The organism is Limnohabitans sp., from assembly GCF_034680285.1.
In the GTDB taxonomy this organism is placed as follows: Bacteria; Pseudomonadota; Gammaproteobacteria; order Burkholderiales; family Burkholderiaceae_C; genus Limnohabitans_A.
The window spans coordinates 179991-195934 of the sequence record NZ_JAXITC010000003.1 but is presented as its reverse complement, the minus strand read 5'-3'; the positions used below and the strand labels follow the sequence as shown (position 1 = coordinate 195934).

Sequence of the window (15944 nt, the reverse complement as noted above, 5' to 3'; positions counted from 1 at the left end):
TCACTCTTAACAGTGATGGTCATCTGTTGAAAAAAGGAGTTGGCAATGAAAGTAATCGACATTCTCAAATCGAAGGAACGGAGTCCATTGACCGTCAATCCGGATACCTTGCTTTCCGAATGTGTCATCACAATGGCGGATGAAGACATAGGATCTTTGGTTGTTAGGGAAGACAACACGGTGGTTGGGCTGTTAACTTTTCGTGAGGTAATTCTTGTACTTGCCCAGCGACAAAGAGAATTGCGTTCTGGACCAACGCCACCAGTCGCAGACCTCAAAGTCAGTGATGTGATGAATCCCACGCCAATTTGTACAACACCTGATGTCGAGTTGAACGACCTTAGAGCTCTCATGATTAGCCACCATCAGCGTTACATCCCAGTTATCGACAACAGCAAGTTGATTGGTGTCTTGTCTTTTCATGATGTTGCTCGTAGCGTGTTTGCAGAGCAAGAGAGTGAAAACAAGATGCTCAAACACTACATTGGTGACTGGCCTCTTTATCGGTCATATTTTTAAATATTTAGAAAAAATACGGATATTGGCAGATGACATTTTCTCAAATTGAAACTTCAAAAGTTGAAGGCAAGCTTGCTAAACCCCAGCGCATCGGCGTACCCAAAGAGATTTTCCCCGGTGAAAAGCGGGTGGCCACGGTTCCCGATGCGGTGACCAAGCTGATCAAGCTCGGCTTTGCCGTGGTGGTCGAGCAGGGCGCAGGGGAGCTTGCCGACCTGTCTGATGCGTCTTTTGTGGAAGCCGGTGCGACCATTGCCCCCAACGCAGCAGCCCTGTGGAGTGGCAGCGACATCGTCTTCAAGGTGCGTGCCCCCACCGCCGACGAAGTGGCGCTGATGCACGAAGGCCAGACCCTGATTGGCTTTTTGTGGCCTGCTCAAAACCCTGATTTGATGCAGCAGCTGGCCGCCAAGAAGGTCACCGCGCTGTCGATTGACGCCTTGCCCCGCACATTGAGCCGCGCCCAGAAAATGGATGCGCTGACCTCGATGGCCGGTGTCAGTGGTTACCGTGCGGTGGTGGAGTCTGCCAACGCCTTTGGCCGTTTCTTCAATGGTCAGATCACGGCCGCAGGCAAAGTGCCTCCCGCCAAAGTGTTCATTGCTGGAGCCGGTGTGGCCGGTTTGGCCGCCATTGGCGCGGCCGCGAGCTTGGGCGCCATCGTGCGTGCCAACGACACCCGCGCCGAAGTGGCCGATCAGGTCGTGTCGCTGGGCGGTGAATTCGTCAAGGTGGATTACGAAGAAGAAGGCTCGGGCGGCGGCGGTTACGCCAAGGTCATGAGCGAAGGCTTCCAAGCCGCGCAGCGCGAGATGTACGCCAAGCAGGCCAAAGAGTGCGACATCATCATCACCACCGCGCTGATCCCCGGCAAACCCGCGCCCAAGCTGATCACCGCCGAGATGGTGCAAAGCATGAAGCCTGGCAGCGTGATCGTGGACATGGCCGCCGAGCAAGGCGGCAACTGCGAATTGACAGAACCCGGCAAAGCCGTGGTCAAGCACGGTGTGACCATCGTCGGTTACACCGACCTGGCTTCGCGCATGGCGCGTCAGTCGTCCACCCTGTACGGCACGAACCTGTTCCGCTTGACCGAAGAGCTGTGCAAGACTAAAGACGGCGTGATCAACGTCAACATGGAAGACGACGCGATTCGGGGCCTGACGGTCATCAAGAACGGTGAAATCACCTGGCCCGCCCCGCCTTTGGTAGTGGCCCCCAAGCCCGCCCCCAAGCCTGCTGCCGCGCCTGCCGCCAAAAAAGGCCATGGCCATGGCGAGCCCTCGGGCCCTATGCCGGTGGGCCAGTTGCTGATCGTTTCGGCGGTGGCTGCTGTGCTGCTGGTGCTGGTGGGTGCCTATGCGCCTGCGGCTTTCCTGTCGCACTTCACGGTGTTTGTGTTGGCCTGCTTTGTGGGTTACATGGTGGTCTGGAACGTCAAGCCCGCTTTGCACACCCCGCTCATGAGCGTGACCAACGCGATCAGTTCCATCATCGCCATTGGTGCGCTGGTGCAGATCTCGCCTTTGGCTGCAGCTGGGCGACCCAACACGCTGATCGCCATCTTGGCCGCTTTGGCGCTGGTGCTGACGGCCATCAACATGTTTGGCGGCTTTGCTGTCACCCAGCGCATGCTGGCCATGTTCAGAAAATAAGAAGAAGGAGAACCTGAATGTCTGCAAGTCTTGCAACGGTCGCCTACATCGGCGCGACCATTCTTTTTATCTTGAGCCTGGGTGGTTTGTCCAACCAGGAAACCGCACGGCGCGGCAACCTTTACGGCATGATCGGTATGAGCCTGGCCATGCTGGCCACCATCTTTGGCCCACAAGTCACGGCCGAAGGCATTCCCATGATCGTGGGCTCCGTGCTGGTGGGCGCACTCATTGGTTTGTACGCTGCACGCAAAGTGCAGATGACACAAATGCCCGAACTCGTGGCGCTGATGCACAGCATGGTCGGCATGGCCGCGGCGTTGGTGGGTTACGCCACGTATGTGGACCCAGAAGCGTCCAAGAACTTGGACAGCGCTGCGCACGCCATCCACGCGGGTGAAATCTACATCGGCATCTTCATCGGCGCGGTGACCTTCTCAGGTTCGGTGGCCGCGTTTGGTAAGTTGTCCGGCCGCATCGGCGGCAGCCCCTTGTTGCTGCCCGCCCGCCACTGGCTGAATCTGGTGGGTTTGATCGCGGTCATTTACTTTGGCCGTGAGTTCATGAACGCCCACACGGTGCAAGACGGCATGGTGCCCTTGTTCATCATGACTGCCATCGCTTTGCTGTTTGGCATCCACATGGTCATGGCCATTGGTGGCGCCGACATGCCGGTGGTGGTATCCATGCTCAACAGCTATTCCGGCTGGGCCGCAGCGGCCACGGGCTTCATGCTCTCCAACGACTTGCTGATCGTGATCGGTGCTTTGGTGGGCTCCAGCGGCGCGATTTTGTCGTACATCATGTGCAACGCCATGAACCGCAGCTTCATCAGCGTGATCGCCGGGGGCTTTGGCACCACGGCAGCAGCGCCCAAGCCCACGGGTGAAGCGGCCGAGCCGCAAGGTGAAGTAAGCCCCATCTTGGCTGCCGAGACCGCCGAGATGTTGCGCGAGGCCAAGAACGTGATCATCGTGCCGGGCTACGGCATGGCCGTGGCGCAAGCCCAGCACACGGTGTTTGAAATCACCAAGACACTGCGCGACAAAGGCGTGAATGTGCGCTTTGGCATCCACCCTGTGGCGGGGCGCATGCCAGGCCACATGAACGTCTTGCTGGCCGAGGCCAAAGTGCCTTACGACATCGTGTTTGAGATGGACGAACTCAACGACGACTTCCCGGACACCGACGTGGCCATCGTGATCGGTGCCAACGACATCGTGAACCCCGCTGCACAAGACGACCCGACCAGCCCGATTGCCGGCATGCCGGTGCTCGAAGTCTGGAAAGCCCGCACCAGCATTGTGATGAAGCGCTCCATGGCCAGCGGCTACGCGGGCGTGGACAACCCGCTGTTTTACAAAGACAACAACCGCATGTTGTTTGGCGATGCGAAGAAGATGCTGGACGAGGTGTTGAACTCTCTGCGAAGCTGAAGCGATCTTCCCCTTGAGTTGCTCAACCGAAGCACTTTTTACTTTTAAAGAATCTAATTTTATTTTCACAACTGGAGAAAAACTGATGTCATATGCACCTATCAACGTTGCCTGCCTCGGAATGGGCTGGTGGTCCGACGTTCTGGCCGATGCCATGAAGCGTTCGGATAAGTTTGTCATTCGAACCTGCTACACACGTTCAGAAGAAAAGCGCTTAGCGTTTGCGGCAAAGTACGGCTGCGATACAGCCAGCAGTTACGAAGCTATCCTTTCAGACCCTTCAATCGATGCCATCATCAATACAACGCCAAACAACGTTCACTTGGAAACCACCCGTCAAGCCGCTGAAGCGGGTAAGCATGTGTTTCTTGATAAACCGATTGCGAACACCCTGGCCGAGGGACGCGCCATCACCGAAGCATGTCGCAAAGCAGGGGTTGTTTTGGCTCTTGGTTACCAACGCCGAAGAGAAAGCCAGTTTCGATGGATCAAGAAGCAGATCGATGCAGGTGTGTTTGGCAAACTGGTCAACGCAGAGGCCAATATAAGCCGAGACAGATTGGGGAAGATAGATTTGACTTCATGGCGTTATCAAGCAGAGGGCATGCCAGGGGGCGTAATGCTGCAAATTGGCGTGCACTATGTTGACGTGCTTGAATATCTTATGGGTCCAATTGTGGCAGTTAGCGGGCAAGCGGCGCAATTGGTTTTGCCAGGTGATAATCCCGATGTTGCGTCTTTGTTGTTACAACATGAGAACGGTGCGCTTTCGACTGTTAATGCGAGTTACGCCTCGGCAACCGAAAATTATGTGATGAATATTTACGGCAAAGAGGCAAGTGCTTATTACGACCTACAAGGCGGCTTACGCTTCATCAAGCGTGGTAGTGACAAGTCCGATGTGATTCCCTTCACTAAAAACGATACTTTTGTTGATGAGCTTGATGAGTTCGCGGCGGCAGTCCGTGGTCATGGAACCCCAGAAACAGGTGGGGAATATGCCACTCGTTCACTGGGTGTTATTCGCGCCGGTATAATTTCAGCACGTGAGGGTCGCCGTGTCCAACTTTCAGAGGTGCTTGCTGACCCTAATGCTTAGTTTGACTTATGTTGCTTGATTAGGGCAATATTAGTTTTGTCATGATGGGCTATAATGTGGGCATTTTTAATTCAATAAGCAACTTCGTATATCTCGCGGAGTATTGAGAATTTTAATGTTTTCTAGTAGTCATTTATTTCGATGAGTTAGAGCTATGCACATCTATTTTGCCAAGATGATCTTTTTGCTTGACAGGTGTGCGTATGGGTGTTTTTTACAAGAAAAGCCAACCTCTGACTTTTATTGCTGCAAACGTGCATTGCCGAATTCAACAATTTAGATTTGGAAAAATGAAAAAATGTATTACATGATTTACGTCAGTCAAGCAGAAAATCCTATGGACACCTCTGAACTGGAGGAGTTACTGCTTAAGAGTCGAAACTGGAATAGCTCAAAGTCCCTCACAGGTTTATTGATTTATCGGTACTCAAGCGAAGGGAAAAGTGGTCATTTTATTCAGATGCTGGAGGGAGATAAAAGTGAAGTTGAGTTTATTTATGATAAAATAAGAAGGGATAAACGACATCATACTGTGTTAGTACTTGGTGCAGGTACGATAGAAAATCGTATGTTTAGCGAGTGGGCAATGGGTTTCAAAAATATCAATGATGAAACGCTATCAGATCTACCTGGGCATGCACGTTTAGGTGAAGAAACTTTCAATCCAGCTAAATTTCAGCAGTCAAATGTTGAGGGGTTGAAACTTTTAAAATTTTTCCATAGTGCGTCTTGATTTACAAATTTAACTTTTAGCTGCGAGTAGGTTTGACGAGAATTGAAACACTTCACCTTTGAAGATAAACTTTCCTCCAAATAGAAAATCGCTTGAATTCTCAACTTCAACCTTCCAGTGACAGGCCTGGTGGATTTTTCAGGAATCGATCTCGGCCTTTGCCTTCCAGTAATCTAAAGGTTGCACTGTGGGGACAGGTTTGCCGTGGTGGCGATGGCATACTGGTATAGGTAAATTCCGTGGTCAGGACCCTCAGTACAGCTGATACTGAGCATGAAGACTCTCCCTAACGTGTGCTAAAACTAGGCAATTGCGAATTAACAGACCAGAATTCAATGACAGCAATGGATTGGTAGCAACATGAACCATGTCACAAGCAATCCTTCCCCTATTCATTCAAGTCGTCTTTTCAGTTCTGACCGCTGTGGGCTTTAGACCGGTCACTGGATGCATTGCATAGCGAACGACCGGTTATGCATCACCCACAGCATGGGGATGTCCGCTACCAGCCTAAAGCGGCCGGCAGAGAAACCACTCTGGGTAATCGCTCTTGACCGAAAGGCAACCTCAATATTTCAAGTTGCGCTTAGTTTAGTACCTTGGAAAAACACCCTCGCAAGCGTTTGCCACCAAGCCCTGCCCCTTCCTGACCATCTCGCTGACAGTTTGACCCATGGTGATGTGCTTCGCTGTTTGCTCGTTAGGCGTGTCTCCAGATCTGGTCATAGCCTTGGGATTTAAGCGCATCTGCTCACCAATTCGCCACAACTTGGTACTTGGGGCGTTGCGCTTAACGGTGTCATGTACCTCAAGCACATCAAGGTGTAGCTTAATGGCCTCAGGTGTTATGCGGCTTTTGTAGATAGACCACGCCCTGGGTGCTGAGGAAAGCATTCCACTTTGAGCTTGAAGCAGTCTCATCTGCTGAACCAGAAAACTGACCTCATCGCCCACCAGTTCCGTAGGTGGTTCGTCATCGACATCTAGCGTAATCCGGCAACTGGATGTTTTGCGCTGAGCCACAATCAAGCGCACTTTGAATGTGGCCATGCTACGCCCAAAGTTTTGGCAACCGCGTTCGTGCCACCACTCACGTAGCGTGAAATGCTCCAGACATCCAAAGAGCTTGAAAGTGTTCGCCGCACCTTGTGATCCAAAAAGTCCCGTGCGGCAGTTGTGGATGTATTGCTTGGACAACTTCAGACATCGGAACCAAGCTTCCAGATAGCCGCCATAGATGAACGGTTCGCTCCCATCGGCGGAAACAGCGCCCGTATCCATCGTCTGCATAAATGGCTTTCCGCCATTAGCAGATATCTGAGTTTCCAACTTCATTTTTTCGAACCCCTCGAAAAAAGGAACTAACTCCCTGGCCCAAAACCTAACCTCAGCTTGTCGCACCAATCCTGGTCGACGGAACCCATGGTTATGAAATTTAACAGGAGTTTGAAATGAACTTAGAAAACACAAACATCACCCCGCCCGCAGCAAATGGGGCACCCGTCGACACCCCGGCAACCACCACACCAGTGGATGAGTTTTCCTTTGGCCTGTTGATGAACCGCGCCTTAGGTGGCTCAGACAAGCGCCGGCCCAGTGACAAAAGCGCCAACGAAGTGCAGGTGGACATGATCCTGGGTCAGGCCCAGAACCTGGCCAAGATGAACAATCAGTACGTTGAGACCTATGTGGTGCGCGGCACAAAAGAGTTGTACGCACTGCTGGGTGCCATCTACAGCTATGCGCTGCAAATCAATGAATCCGTTTTGAAAGATCACATCCTGCAGCGCATGCGCGATCGGCTGGAAAGCGAGCACGACATCAAGACCCAGATCAACACACCTTGGATCACCACGGTGTTGCGCTTTATCCTGCCTACCGATCGCCAAACAGCCTACAACTACTCGAAGGTTCTGCAGGTGGCGTACGAGGAAAACTTGGACGCCACTGAATTGCCTGGTTACATCAAGGACCGGGGTGGCATTGCCAAGATCACAGCCACCAAGGAGGACGCAGGCACAGCCAAGGCTGTGAAGGAACACAAGGAGGCCAAGACCAAACTGCTGCGCAAAATCTTACTGGCCAATGCCAAGGTTGCAGACACCGTGGTTCAGGTGGAGGACAAGTTCGTGCTCAACACCGTGGGCGAAGGCAAAAAGGAAGGCACCTTTGAATTCGCAGTATGCGTGAACCCCATGGGACACGAGCGCCGTGTGGTTCGCTTTATCCGGCTCAATGAAGCAATGGAAACCCAGATCCTCGCCATGGTGGCTGAAGCCAGCCTTTCTGACGACTTGAAAAGCATGGAAGACAAACTGGATGTGCTGCGCGAGAAATGGGGCATCACCTCCGGTTGGGGCATGCAACCGGGTGACAAGGGTTATCAGCCTGCGGGACTGCCTGCCCTCAACTCAACTGTGCAGCCAGAAGCCATGATCAATGCGCCTATGAATGCAAACGTCGCTGGCGTGACGGTTAAAGAAGCCATGTTTTAACTGCAAGCCTGATCCCCAGCCGATCAGGGTCTGGGGATCAATCCGCCCAACTTGAAATAAAACCAGGAGAACCCAATGAGCGAATTTTTAGGACCCCGTGGCAAAGCCACTGTGATCTTGATGAAGGCCCACTTTGACACCGAGCTTCCCAAGTTGAAAGATCTGAAAAGGATCTTGTCGATTCCAGACGGCAGGTACTACAAGAGCAGAGGCAACTTCTCCAACAGCATTCATCGGCTAACAGACCTGCTGGGCATTGTTGCCCGAATAGAAAAGACAGGAAAGAAGCAATCAGATTTTCGCAGCTCAGATTTTTTGATTACTGTGGCCGAAGTTCATTCCAACCTGTTTATGAAACTTCAGTACGACGCTGAAGTCATTGAAGGCTTCAATCTGACTGAGCAGAATTTTGATCAATTGGCCAATCTCATCGATCATTTTTATGAAATCCATTCAATGATTCAGTCGGTTCAATACATGTCCCGAACCCTTGAGGATCAAAGGGACACTGCTGTTGAAAAGGGGTTCACAGATATGACCCTTTTGCAGCCTGATGTGACATCGTTGAACAACTTACTTGAAGGCTACGGTGATGCGCAACTGGCCATCATCGAAAAAGCCATTCTTGATTGGTACGAGTCAAACCGATGGAAGGTCGCCTCACCTTTCAAGAAAGCATCTTCCGCCGAACCTGAAGATGAGACTGAAACTGTGTGATTTTTGTCCTGCAAATAGCAGTCGAATTTGCAGGACTAGTCCCAAAGCGATTGATCGTCTAAAAGCCACAGATCAACCGGAGCCCTGCCGCTTTTAGGTTGACTGGCCAGCTGCTCAGAAAACAAACTTCATGAATACAGCAGAGAAATTGACATGCCACGCGCCATTGAACCCGACTCACACGAACGGCACAGGTCTGTGCCCATCAAGGAAACCATCACGCGAATTCCAGGCTACCCACGCAAACTGGTGATTTTCAAAATTCCGGCTTCCAGCTACTGGTGGGTCAGGTATTACGCCGAGAGCCACATCTTCAAACGCACCACTAAGACCGAAATCAAGCGTGATGCATTGGAAGCGGCCAAGCGCTTTTACGACGACATAACCATACGCATTCGTGGTGGGAACTTTGAAGGCTTGCCAATCGAAGTCAACGCAGCAGAGGTTGTGACTTTCGCCAAGGCCACCAAGATGCTGATGGACAGTGAACTGGCCAAACTGAACCGCAGCCAGTTATCAAAGATTAGTTACGACAACATGCAACTGCGCTACGACAAACACATACTGCCCTTTTTCGGTCAAACGGATGTGCTCAGCATCAACTACAAGATGCTGGATGAGTTTTTGCAGAAGCTGTCCAACCAAGTGCCTAAGCTCAGTGTTTCAACACTGGGTGCTTACATGGGTCTCACGCGCAAAGTTTTGCAACACGCCGCCCGGCACAGTTTCATCCAACACATCCCAGAGTTTCCCAAGGTGGGCATTGAGGACAAGCCCCGAGGCTGGTTCAACGTGGGCGAATACAAAGAAATTACCAAGGTGGCCAAAAAACTGGCTGGCAAGAAAGTCGAGTGGCGAGCACATTCAGAAGAAACCAAGGGTTCCTACTTTTGCGAGCCTGGTGGCAAGTTGGGACCTGCTGATCGCTTGATCAAGCGTATAGAGATGACCAAGGACTTGGCAGACCTGATCGTGTTCATGGTCAACAGCTACATCCGCCCTACTGACATCCGCAACATGCAGCACAAGCATGTGGAGATCATTCGACGGGAATGGACTTACTTGCGCCTCAGCCTGCCACCCAGCAAGGGGCACACTTTTCCCATCACCACCATGCCATGGGCTGTGAAAGTTTATGAACGCATAAGGCGTCGTCAGGTGCTTGAACTTGGTCGTGACATCCACCCCGAGGACTATGTATTCATGCCCGAAGCGGCATCACGCGACAACGCAATGAAACTGCTGGCAAGGCAGTTTGAAATTGTGCTGGAAGTCACAGGCTTGAAGCTGAGTACTGCTGGCGAAACCCGTACCTTGTACAGCCTGCGTCACAGCAGCATCATGTTCCGATTGATGTTCGGTCGAACGGTGGACACATTGACCCTGGCTCGCAATGCACGAACCAGCCCAGAAATGATTGACCGCTTCTACGCTGCACCACTGCAGGGTGAAATGAACGTGGGTGAACTACAGAGCAAGCGGCGGCCACGGCCTTGGGAATAACGGATCAGAGTTGACGACTGCTAGGCAGCGATTGCTGTCCTAGCAGTACGGAAGACGGTCGTTGATAGGCAATCGGCGTGATTGACGGCAAGATGGGCAGAGTGCGGTGCCGTGGTGGCTTGTAGTCGGTGTCGTTTGCTGTTGCGCTCCATGTGCCCGAGTCCATGCCGGCAAGCGTAATTTCAGTCCTGTAGCCCGCGCAACCGGGCGGGCTTGTTTGCCAAAAGAAAATGGTGACGATAAAATTGTCCCGCAGCCTAAGTGGCGTGCCAATCAAAACCGGTAACTTACAAGGATTTTTATGTATGCAAATCGCGATTTGCCGATCACGGCATCCCTTTCTGACAACGCTCACGCAACCGCCGAAGAGCTCAGATTTCTGCTAAAAGCAGCAAACCTGAGCCAACGTTCCGCAGCCAAGTATCTCAACGTTGATGAACGCACAATGAGAAGCTGGTGTGCTGGCGATGGCAGGCCGCCCGCACCTGTTCTGAGGGCTTTGGAGTTTCGCGCCGCATACCCCGCCAGTCTCATGCGCATGATTGAATCCAATGAACGGACGATCAGCGCCATTCAGGAAGGACGAATTTCTGGAGTTGTTGATGGCAGTGGTGCTGAATCCAATAGGGACCTCATGGGAGAACTCGAAATGCTCAAAAGGCGGAATGAAGAGCACCGAGCGCTGTTGCGGCTGGACCAAGCCTTTCACCGTCGGCAAGAAGCCATGCTTGGTATGAACGAGCAATGGTTGCCGCGCGGCAGTGGCTTACCGACTGAGGATTCACTCGACGAGTTTGACGCTGCGGACAAGGAATTTCGTGCTGCCCAGGCGGAGTGTGACCGTATTGCCAAAGAGATTCGCGCTGGGAAGCGTTGAGCCTTGCTTGATATCAATGTGCACCTGAACTTACTCAGGTGCGGCAAATGAATTGGAGTAGTTATGACGGATTTCAACTGGATTTGCCCACATTGCGAACATGCGGTCACTATTTCGGATAGCCGACACTCATCTGATGCTCACACTCTTCGAATTGAAAATGCGGTGGGGCGTCGAACACTACTTTCCAAGTTTATTGTCTGTCCGAACCCTCAGTGCGAAAAGTTCACTCTCACAGCGTCTTTACACACTAGCATTTCAGAGGCGCATTCTGGACGAGAAAAAATCGTCAGGAAAACGGAGAGTTGGGACTTGGTGCCAAGCTCGTCCGCCAAGACCTTCCCAAGCTATATCCCCCAGGTCATCTTGGATGATTACAAGGAATCCTGTCTGATCAGGAAGCTGAGTCCTAAAGCCTCTGCCACTCTATCTCGCAGGTGTCTTCAGGGAATCATCCGTGATTTCTGGGAGGTCAAACCTGGTCGCCTTGTAGATGAAATTGATGCCATCAGAGATAAGGTGGACTCAATCACGTGGGATGCGATTACTGCTGTTCGTCAGCTAGGCAACATCGGCGCACACATGGAAAAAGACATCAACGTGATCATTGATGTTGACCCCGACGAAGCTGATCACCTGATCGGTCTGGTTGAGACTTTGCTGCGCGAGTGGTATGTGGCGCGCGAAGAGCGTCGTGCTCGAATGGAGGCAGTCATGGCAGCTGCCGCCGCTAAGAAAGCACCGCCCACATCGCAGGTGTAGCTAACCTGAAGTGCCACCCCGGTCTACGCTATCCCTTAGGCTCAGCGGCGGTCCAAGACCCAGCCGTTAAATGGCTCCCAGCCTTTAGCGACTTCTTGCGCGCAAAGCCTGCGTAATGCAGTGCTCTTTTGCAGCTGGCACCCGTGCGGCGCTCAAAAAAGCCCTACAGCGCGTTTTTTCTTGGGTTCGCTGGGCCAAGTAGCTGGACTCATTTCAAAACAAACGTAGCGTTTTTTTCAAGCTGAGCACAGCGTTAGCTGCGTCTGCGCAGAGGCAAAAAGCAAGGCCGCATTGACACCATGCTGGCGTCACTGAGAACAGATTGAATTAGGCTTGTTTGACTGTTCCGAAATCTATGAAAAGACATCGAAAAATCTATGAGAAGTAGTAAACCCGGACCATACTACTTTGAACATAAGAAAAAACACTTAGAGTTTCCTCTAAGTGCTTGATTTCATTGGGAATTTTTGGTGGGCGATGCAAGTTTCGAACTTGCGACCCCTGCAGTGTGAATGCAGTGCTCTACCCCTGAGCTAATCGCCCTACGCCGTTTGGCGAAGAGCGCAATTATGACACGAAAATCAGGCCCAATTTGGCATGAACCGTTGAAAAATCGCTGCTCATAGGGACCTTCTCCAGACAAAGCGATTCAAGCGCGCTGAGCTTGTCGCCACACGGTTTTCCCACCGCTCGATTTGTCAAGCTGGATCAAAACCTCGTCATGAGCGGCGAGTTCTTGGGCATTGGCAGGCAAGACCGGCAGGACGTAGGTGCTCAAATCCACCTGGACCATGACCGACTGCGTGTCCGCAGGTGCGTCGCCCGCATCAATCAACAAGGCTTCCTGGCCTCGCGTCATGTTGATGTAGACATCGGCCAGCAATTCGGCGTCGAGCAAAGCGCCGTGCAAGGTGCGGCCGGAGTTGTCCACTTCCAGCCGATCGCACAAGGCATCGAGGCTGTTGCGCTTGCCGGGGAACATCTCTTTGGCCATGACCAAGGTGTCGATCACGCCACTGACATAAGCCTTCAAAGGCTTTTTGCCGACGCGCTCGAGTTCCTTGTTCAAAAAGCCGATGTCAAAAGCGGCGTTGTGGATGATCAGTTCCGCATCGGCCAGGTAATCCAGAATTTCATCGGTCAACTGCTCAAACTTGGGCTTGTCTCGCAAGAATTCGTTGCTGATGCCGTGCACCTTGAGCGCGTCTTCGTGGCTGTCGCGTTCGGGGTTGAAGTAGAAATGAAGGTTGTTACCCGTGAGCTTGCGGGCAAAAAGCTCGACGCAGCCCAGCTCGATGATGCGGTCGCCGCCTTCGGCCGAGAGGCCCGTGGTTTCAGTGTCCAGAACGATTTGGCGCATGCTTGCTCGCTTTCGCTCAGTGCAGTTCTTTGGCGTGGTTGATGGTGTAGCGCGGGATCTCGATGACCAGATCACTTTTGGCGACAAAAGCCTGGCAGCTCAGGCGAGAGTTGGGCTCCAGACCCCAAGCGCGGTCCAGCAGGTCTTCTTCGGTTTCTTCCATCTCATTGAGGGTTTTGAAGCCTTCGCGCACCACCACATGGCAGGTGGTGCAAGCCGCGCTCATGTCGCAGGCGTGCTCGATGTTGATGTGGTTGTCCAGCAAAGCCTCGCAGATGCTGGTGCCAGCGGGCGCGGTGATTTCTGCGCCTTGTGGGCAGTACTCAGGGTGGGGCAGGATTTTGATGACGGGCATAAGAGTCTTCTGAATTCAGGGCCAGTGCGTGCGATTACATGGATTGGATGTTTTGACCGGCCAGCGCTTTCTGGATGCTGTGGTTCATGCGTTCGGCGGCAAAGGCTTCGGTGCCCTTGGCCAGTGCTTGGGTGCAGTCTTCCAGGGCTTTGGCATCTTGCTCGCTGTGTACCGACGCTTGCAGCGTGGCCATGAGCGCATCAATGGCGCGGCGTTCGTCGGGTTGAAGCAAATGGCCATCGGCTTGCAAGGCGCTGCGGGTGGCCAGCAGCATGCGGTCGGCATCCACCCGTGCTTCGACCAAGGCGCGCGCCTTCATGTCGGCTTGCGCCGTGGTGAAGCTTTCTTGCAGCATGGTGGCGATCTGGTCGTCGCTCAGGCCATACGAGGGCTTGACGTCGATGCGGGCTTCCACGCCGCTGATTTGTTCTTTGGCACCCACATTCAGCAGACCGTCTGCATCGACCGTGAAGGTCACGCGGATGCGGGCCGCGCCTGCGGCCATGGGCGGGATGCCACGCAGCTCAAAGCGGGCCAAGCTGCGGCAGTCTTGCACCAGGTCGCGCTCGCCCTGCACCACATGCAGCGCCAGCGCGGTTTGTCCGTCTTGGTAGGTGGTGAAGTCCTGCGCCATGGCGGTGGGGATGGTCTGGTTGCGCGGGACGATGCGCTCGACCAAGCCGCCCATGGTCTCGATGCCCAGCGACAGCGGAATCACATCGAGCAACAGCAACTCGCCTGCGGCGTTGTTGCCCGCCAGCTGGTTGGCTTGAATGGCTGCACCCAAGGCCACGACTTCGTCGGGGTTGAGGTTGTTGAGGGGGGCTTGTCCAAAAAAGTCGGCCACGGCTAGCTGGATTTGCGGCATGCGGGTGGAGCCGCCTACCATGACCACGCCTTGCACATCGTCTTTGGCCAATTGCGCATCGCGCAGGGCTTTGCGCACGGCGGTGATACAGCGGGCCGTGAGGGCCTGGGTGGCCTGCTCGAAATCGGCGCGGCTGAGCTGCACCGACAAAGCGCCAGTGGACAAAGCCACATCCAAGCTGGCGGCGTCTGCGCTGGTCAAGGTTTCTTTGGCCGCACGGGCTGCCGCCTTGAGCCGGGTCTTGTCTTCGGCCGTAACGGCTTGCAAGTCGGGTTGTTGGGCTAGCGCGAAGTCGGCCAAGGCTTGGTCGTAATCGTCGCCGCCCAGGGCTGAATCGCCACCGGTGGACAATACCTCGAACACGCCTTGCGTCAGGCGCAGGATGGAAATATCGAAAGTGCCGCCACCCAGATCAAACACGGCATAAACGCCTTCGCTCGCGTTGTCGAGGCCGTAGGCAATCGCCGCAGCCGTTGGTTCGTTGATCAGGCGCAGCACATTCAAGCCCGCCAATTGCGCGGCGTCTTTGGTGGCCTGGCGTTGGGCATCGTCAAAGTAAGCAGGCACTGTGATGACGGCGCCGTAGAGGTCGTCGTTAAAGGTGTCCTCAGCGCGGTAACGCAGGGTGGCCAAAATTTCGGCGCTCACCTCCACGGGCGACTTGGGGCCTTGCACCGTTTGGATGCTGAGCATGCCTTGATCACTGGCGGTGAACTCGTAAGGCAATTTGCTGCGGTCGGCGATGTCGTTCAAGCCACGGCCCATGAAGCGCTTGACCGAGGCGATGGTGTTGACCGGATCGGAAGCGGCAGACGCCACAGCGTCAAAACCAATTTGGCGGCCTTGCCCAGGCATGAAGCGCACAACAGAAGGCAGGATCACCCGGCCCTCGTCATCGGGCAGGCATTCGGCCACGCCGCTGCGCACCGAAGCCACCAGCGAGTGTGTGGTGCCCAGGTCAATGCCCACCGCGATGCGGCGTTGGTGCGGGTCGGGCGACTGGCCCGGTTCGGAAATCTGCAGTAAGGCCATGGTCAATCGGGAAAATTCAGGTCAATCGGTCGAGTTTAGCGTTCACTTCTTGCGTGAACCGCTCGATGAACATCAGCGCCCTCACCTGCCCCACAGCCTGCAGAGGGTCTTGCACCTCGTCGAGCAAGCGGGCCAGTTCTTGCTGCACTCGGCGCTGCTCGGCGGTTACTTCATCCGCCAACGCTTCCAGTCCTGCTGCGGATTCGGTGTCGTCGAGGTTTTCACGCCATTCCATTTGCTGCATGAGGAAGGCAGCAGGCATGGCGGTGTTGTTTTCGGCTTGGACAGGTGCGCCTTGCAGCTCGCACAAATAGGCAGCCCGTTTGAGTGGGTCTTTCAGCCGCTGGTACGCCTCGTTGATGCGCACCGACCACTGCAAGGCCACGCGTTGGGCGGCAGCGCCTTCGACGGCAAAGCGGTCGGGGTGGGCTTCGCGCTGCAGGGCTTTCCAACGGGTGTCGAGTTGTGCGCGGTCTTGCTCGAAGCGCGCAGGCACATCAAACAGCTCAAAGTCGTTGGCTTGGAGAGAGATC

15 protein-coding genes and 1 tRNA gene are annotated in these 15944 nt (G+C 53.9%); 10 read left to right on the top strand and 6 right to left on the bottom strand.

All coding sequences use genetic code 11. The features are described 5' to 3' along the window. The first annotated feature begins 45 nt into the window (after positions 1-45). The 5 genes from SWE17_RS04245 to SWE17_RS04225 all read left to right on the top strand — a co-directional run bounded on the left by SWE17_RS04245 (position 46) and on the right by SWE17_RS04225 (position 5442). On the top strand, positions 46-519 hold the full coding sequence (locus tag SWE17_RS04245; protein WP_322991871.1) for a CBS domain-containing protein: 474 nt from the start codon (positions 46-48) through the stop codon (positions 517-519). 29 nt (positions 520-548) lie between these two features. Continuing rightward, positions 549-2174, top strand: coding sequence for a Re/Si-specific NAD(P)(+) transhydrogenase subunit alpha (locus SWE17_RS04240; RefSeq protein WP_322991870.1), 1626 nt, complete (start codon positions 549-551; stop codon positions 2172-2174). A gap of 17 nt (positions 2175-2191) precedes the next feature. Then, complete coding sequence (gene pntB, locus SWE17_RS04235; protein ID WP_322991869.1) at positions 2192-3610, top strand: Re/Si-specific NAD(P)(+) transhydrogenase subunit beta; 1419 nt, start codon at positions 2192-2194, stop codon at positions 3608-3610. Between the two features lie 13 nt (positions 3611-3623). After that, positions 3624-4709 (top strand): Gfo/Idh/MocA family oxidoreductase, encoded by a 1086-nt coding sequence (locus SWE17_RS04230; protein ID WP_322991868.1) that lies wholly within the window; start codon positions 3624-3626, stop codon positions 4707-4709. 307 nt (positions 4710-5016) lie between these two features. Next, positions 5017-5442, top strand: a complete 426-nt coding sequence (locus SWE17_RS04225) for a BLUF domain-containing protein (protein WP_322991867.1) — start codon at positions 5017-5019, stop codon at positions 5440-5442. 591 nt (positions 5443-6033) lie between these two features. Here SWE17_RS04225 and SWE17_RS04220 read toward each other — a convergent pair. Further along, positions 6034-6777 carry a hypothetical protein gene (locus SWE17_RS04220; protein WP_322991866.1) on the bottom strand — a complete coding sequence of 248 codons (744 nt, stop codon included), beginning with the start codon at positions 6775-6777 and terminating at the stop codon, positions 6034-6036. A gap of 116 nt (positions 6778-6893) precedes the next feature. Between SWE17_RS04220 and SWE17_RS04215 the strand changes: the two genes are divergently transcribed. From SWE17_RS04215 to SWE17_RS04195, 5 genes are all read left to right on the top strand, one after another. Continuing rightward, a complete protein-coding gene (locus tag SWE17_RS04215; protein WP_322991865.1) occupies positions 6894-7937 on the top strand; it encodes a hypothetical protein in 1044 nt (347 codons plus the stop codon). 75 nt (positions 7938-8012) lie between these two features. Further along, complete coding sequence (locus tag SWE17_RS04210; RefSeq protein WP_322991864.1) at positions 8013-8654, top strand: hypothetical protein; 642 nt, start codon at positions 8013-8015, stop codon at positions 8652-8654. Positions 8655-8807: 153 nt separating this feature from the next. Further along, positions 8808-10157 (top strand): hypothetical protein, encoded by a 1350-nt coding sequence (locus SWE17_RS04205; protein WP_100117556.1) that lies wholly within the window; start codon positions 8808-8810, stop codon positions 10155-10157. A gap of 301 nt (positions 10158-10458) precedes the next feature. Beyond that, positions 10459-11034 carry a hypothetical protein gene (locus SWE17_RS04200; RefSeq protein ID WP_322991863.1) on the top strand — a complete coding sequence of 192 codons (576 nt, stop codon included), beginning with the start codon at positions 10459-10461 and terminating at the stop codon, positions 11032-11034. A 63-nt stretch (positions 11035-11097) separates the two neighbouring features. Further along, entirely contained in the window at positions 11098-11796 is a 699-nt protein-coding gene (locus SWE17_RS04195) for a DUF4145 domain-containing protein (RefSeq protein WP_322991862.1), read from the top strand. A 468-nt stretch (positions 11797-12264) separates the two neighbouring features. Here the strand turns inward: SWE17_RS04195 and SWE17_RS04190 are convergent. The 5 genes from SWE17_RS04190 to hscB all read right to left on the bottom strand — a co-directional run bounded on the left by SWE17_RS04190 (position 12265) and on the right by hscB (position 15943). Then, a tRNA-Val gene (locus SWE17_RS04190) sits at positions 12265-12339 on the bottom strand. Positions 12340-12445: 106 nt separating this feature from the next. After that, the gene (gene dnaQ / locus SWE17_RS04185; protein ID WP_322991861.1) at positions 12446-13156 is read right to left on the bottom strand and encodes a DNA polymerase III subunit epsilon; all 711 of its coding nucleotides are present in this window, start codon (positions 13154-13156) and stop codon (positions 12446-12448) included. 16 nt (positions 13157-13172) lie between these two features. After that, complete coding sequence (gene fdx / locus SWE17_RS04180; protein WP_090047093.1) at positions 13173-13511, bottom strand: ISC system 2Fe-2S type ferredoxin; 339 nt, start codon at positions 13509-13511, stop codon at positions 13173-13175. Positions 13512-13545: 34 nt separating this feature from the next. Further along, the gene (gene hscA, locus SWE17_RS04175; protein WP_322991860.1) at positions 13546-15411 is read right to left on the bottom strand and encodes a Fe-S protein assembly chaperone HscA; all 1866 of its coding nucleotides are present in this window, start codon (positions 15409-15411) and stop codon (positions 13546-13548) included. Between the two features lie 16 nt (positions 15412-15427). Further along, positions 15428-15943, bottom strand: coding sequence for a Fe-S protein assembly co-chaperone HscB (hscB, locus tag SWE17_RS04170; RefSeq protein ID WP_322991934.1), 516 nt, complete (start codon positions 15941-15943; stop codon positions 15428-15430). Between the last annotated feature and the right edge of the window lies 1 nt (position 15944).

What these genes read in the sequence shown, in the direction of transcription:
- SWE17_RS04245 (WP_322991871.1), top strand. Translation starts at nt 46, where the DNA reads ATGAAAGTAATCGACATTCTCAAATCGAAGGAACGGAGTCCATTGACC.
- SWE17_RS04240 (WP_322991870.1), top strand. Translation starts at nt 549, where the DNA reads ATGACATTTTCTCAAATTGAAACTTCAAAAGTTGAAGGCAAGCTTGCT.
- pntB (WP_322991869.1), top strand. Translation starts at nt 2,192, where the DNA reads ATGTCTGCAAGTCTTGCAACGGTCGCCTACATCGGCGCGACCATTCTT.
- SWE17_RS04225 (WP_322991867.1), top strand. Translation starts at nt 5,017, where the DNA reads ATGATTTACGTCAGTCAAGCAGAAAATCCTATGGACACCTCTGAACTG.
- SWE17_RS04220 (WP_322991866.1), bottom strand. Translation starts at nt 6,777, where the DNA reads ATGAAGTTGGAAACTCAGATATCTGCTAATGGCGGAAAGCCATTTATG.
- SWE17_RS04215 (WP_322991865.1), top strand. Translation starts at nt 6,894, where the DNA reads ATGAACTTAGAAAACACAAACATCACCCCGCCCGCAGCAAATGGGGCA.
- SWE17_RS04210 (WP_322991864.1), top strand. Translation starts at nt 8,013, where the DNA reads ATGAGCGAATTTTTAGGACCCCGTGGCAAAGCCACTGTGATCTTGATG.
- SWE17_RS04205 (WP_100117556.1), top strand. Translation starts at nt 8,808, where the DNA reads ATGCCACGCGCCATTGAACCCGACTCACACGAACGGCACAGGTCTGTG.
- SWE17_RS04200 (WP_322991863.1), top strand. Translation starts at nt 10,459, where the DNA reads ATGTATGCAAATCGCGATTTGCCGATCACGGCATCCCTTTCTGACAAC.
- SWE17_RS04195 (WP_322991862.1), top strand. Translation starts at nt 11,098, where the DNA reads ATGACGGATTTCAACTGGATTTGCCCACATTGCGAACATGCGGTCACT.
- dnaQ (WP_322991861.1), bottom strand. Translation starts at nt 13,156, where the DNA reads ATGCGCCAAATCGTTCTGGACACTGAAACCACGGGCCTCTCGGCCGAA.
- fdx (WP_090047093.1), bottom strand. Translation starts at nt 13,511, where the DNA reads ATGCCCGTCATCAAAATCCTGCCCCACCCTGAGTACTGCCCACAAGGC.
- hscA (WP_322991860.1), bottom strand. Translation starts at nt 15,411, where the DNA reads ATGGCCTTACTGCAGATTTCCGAACCGGGCCAGTCGCCCGACCCGCAC.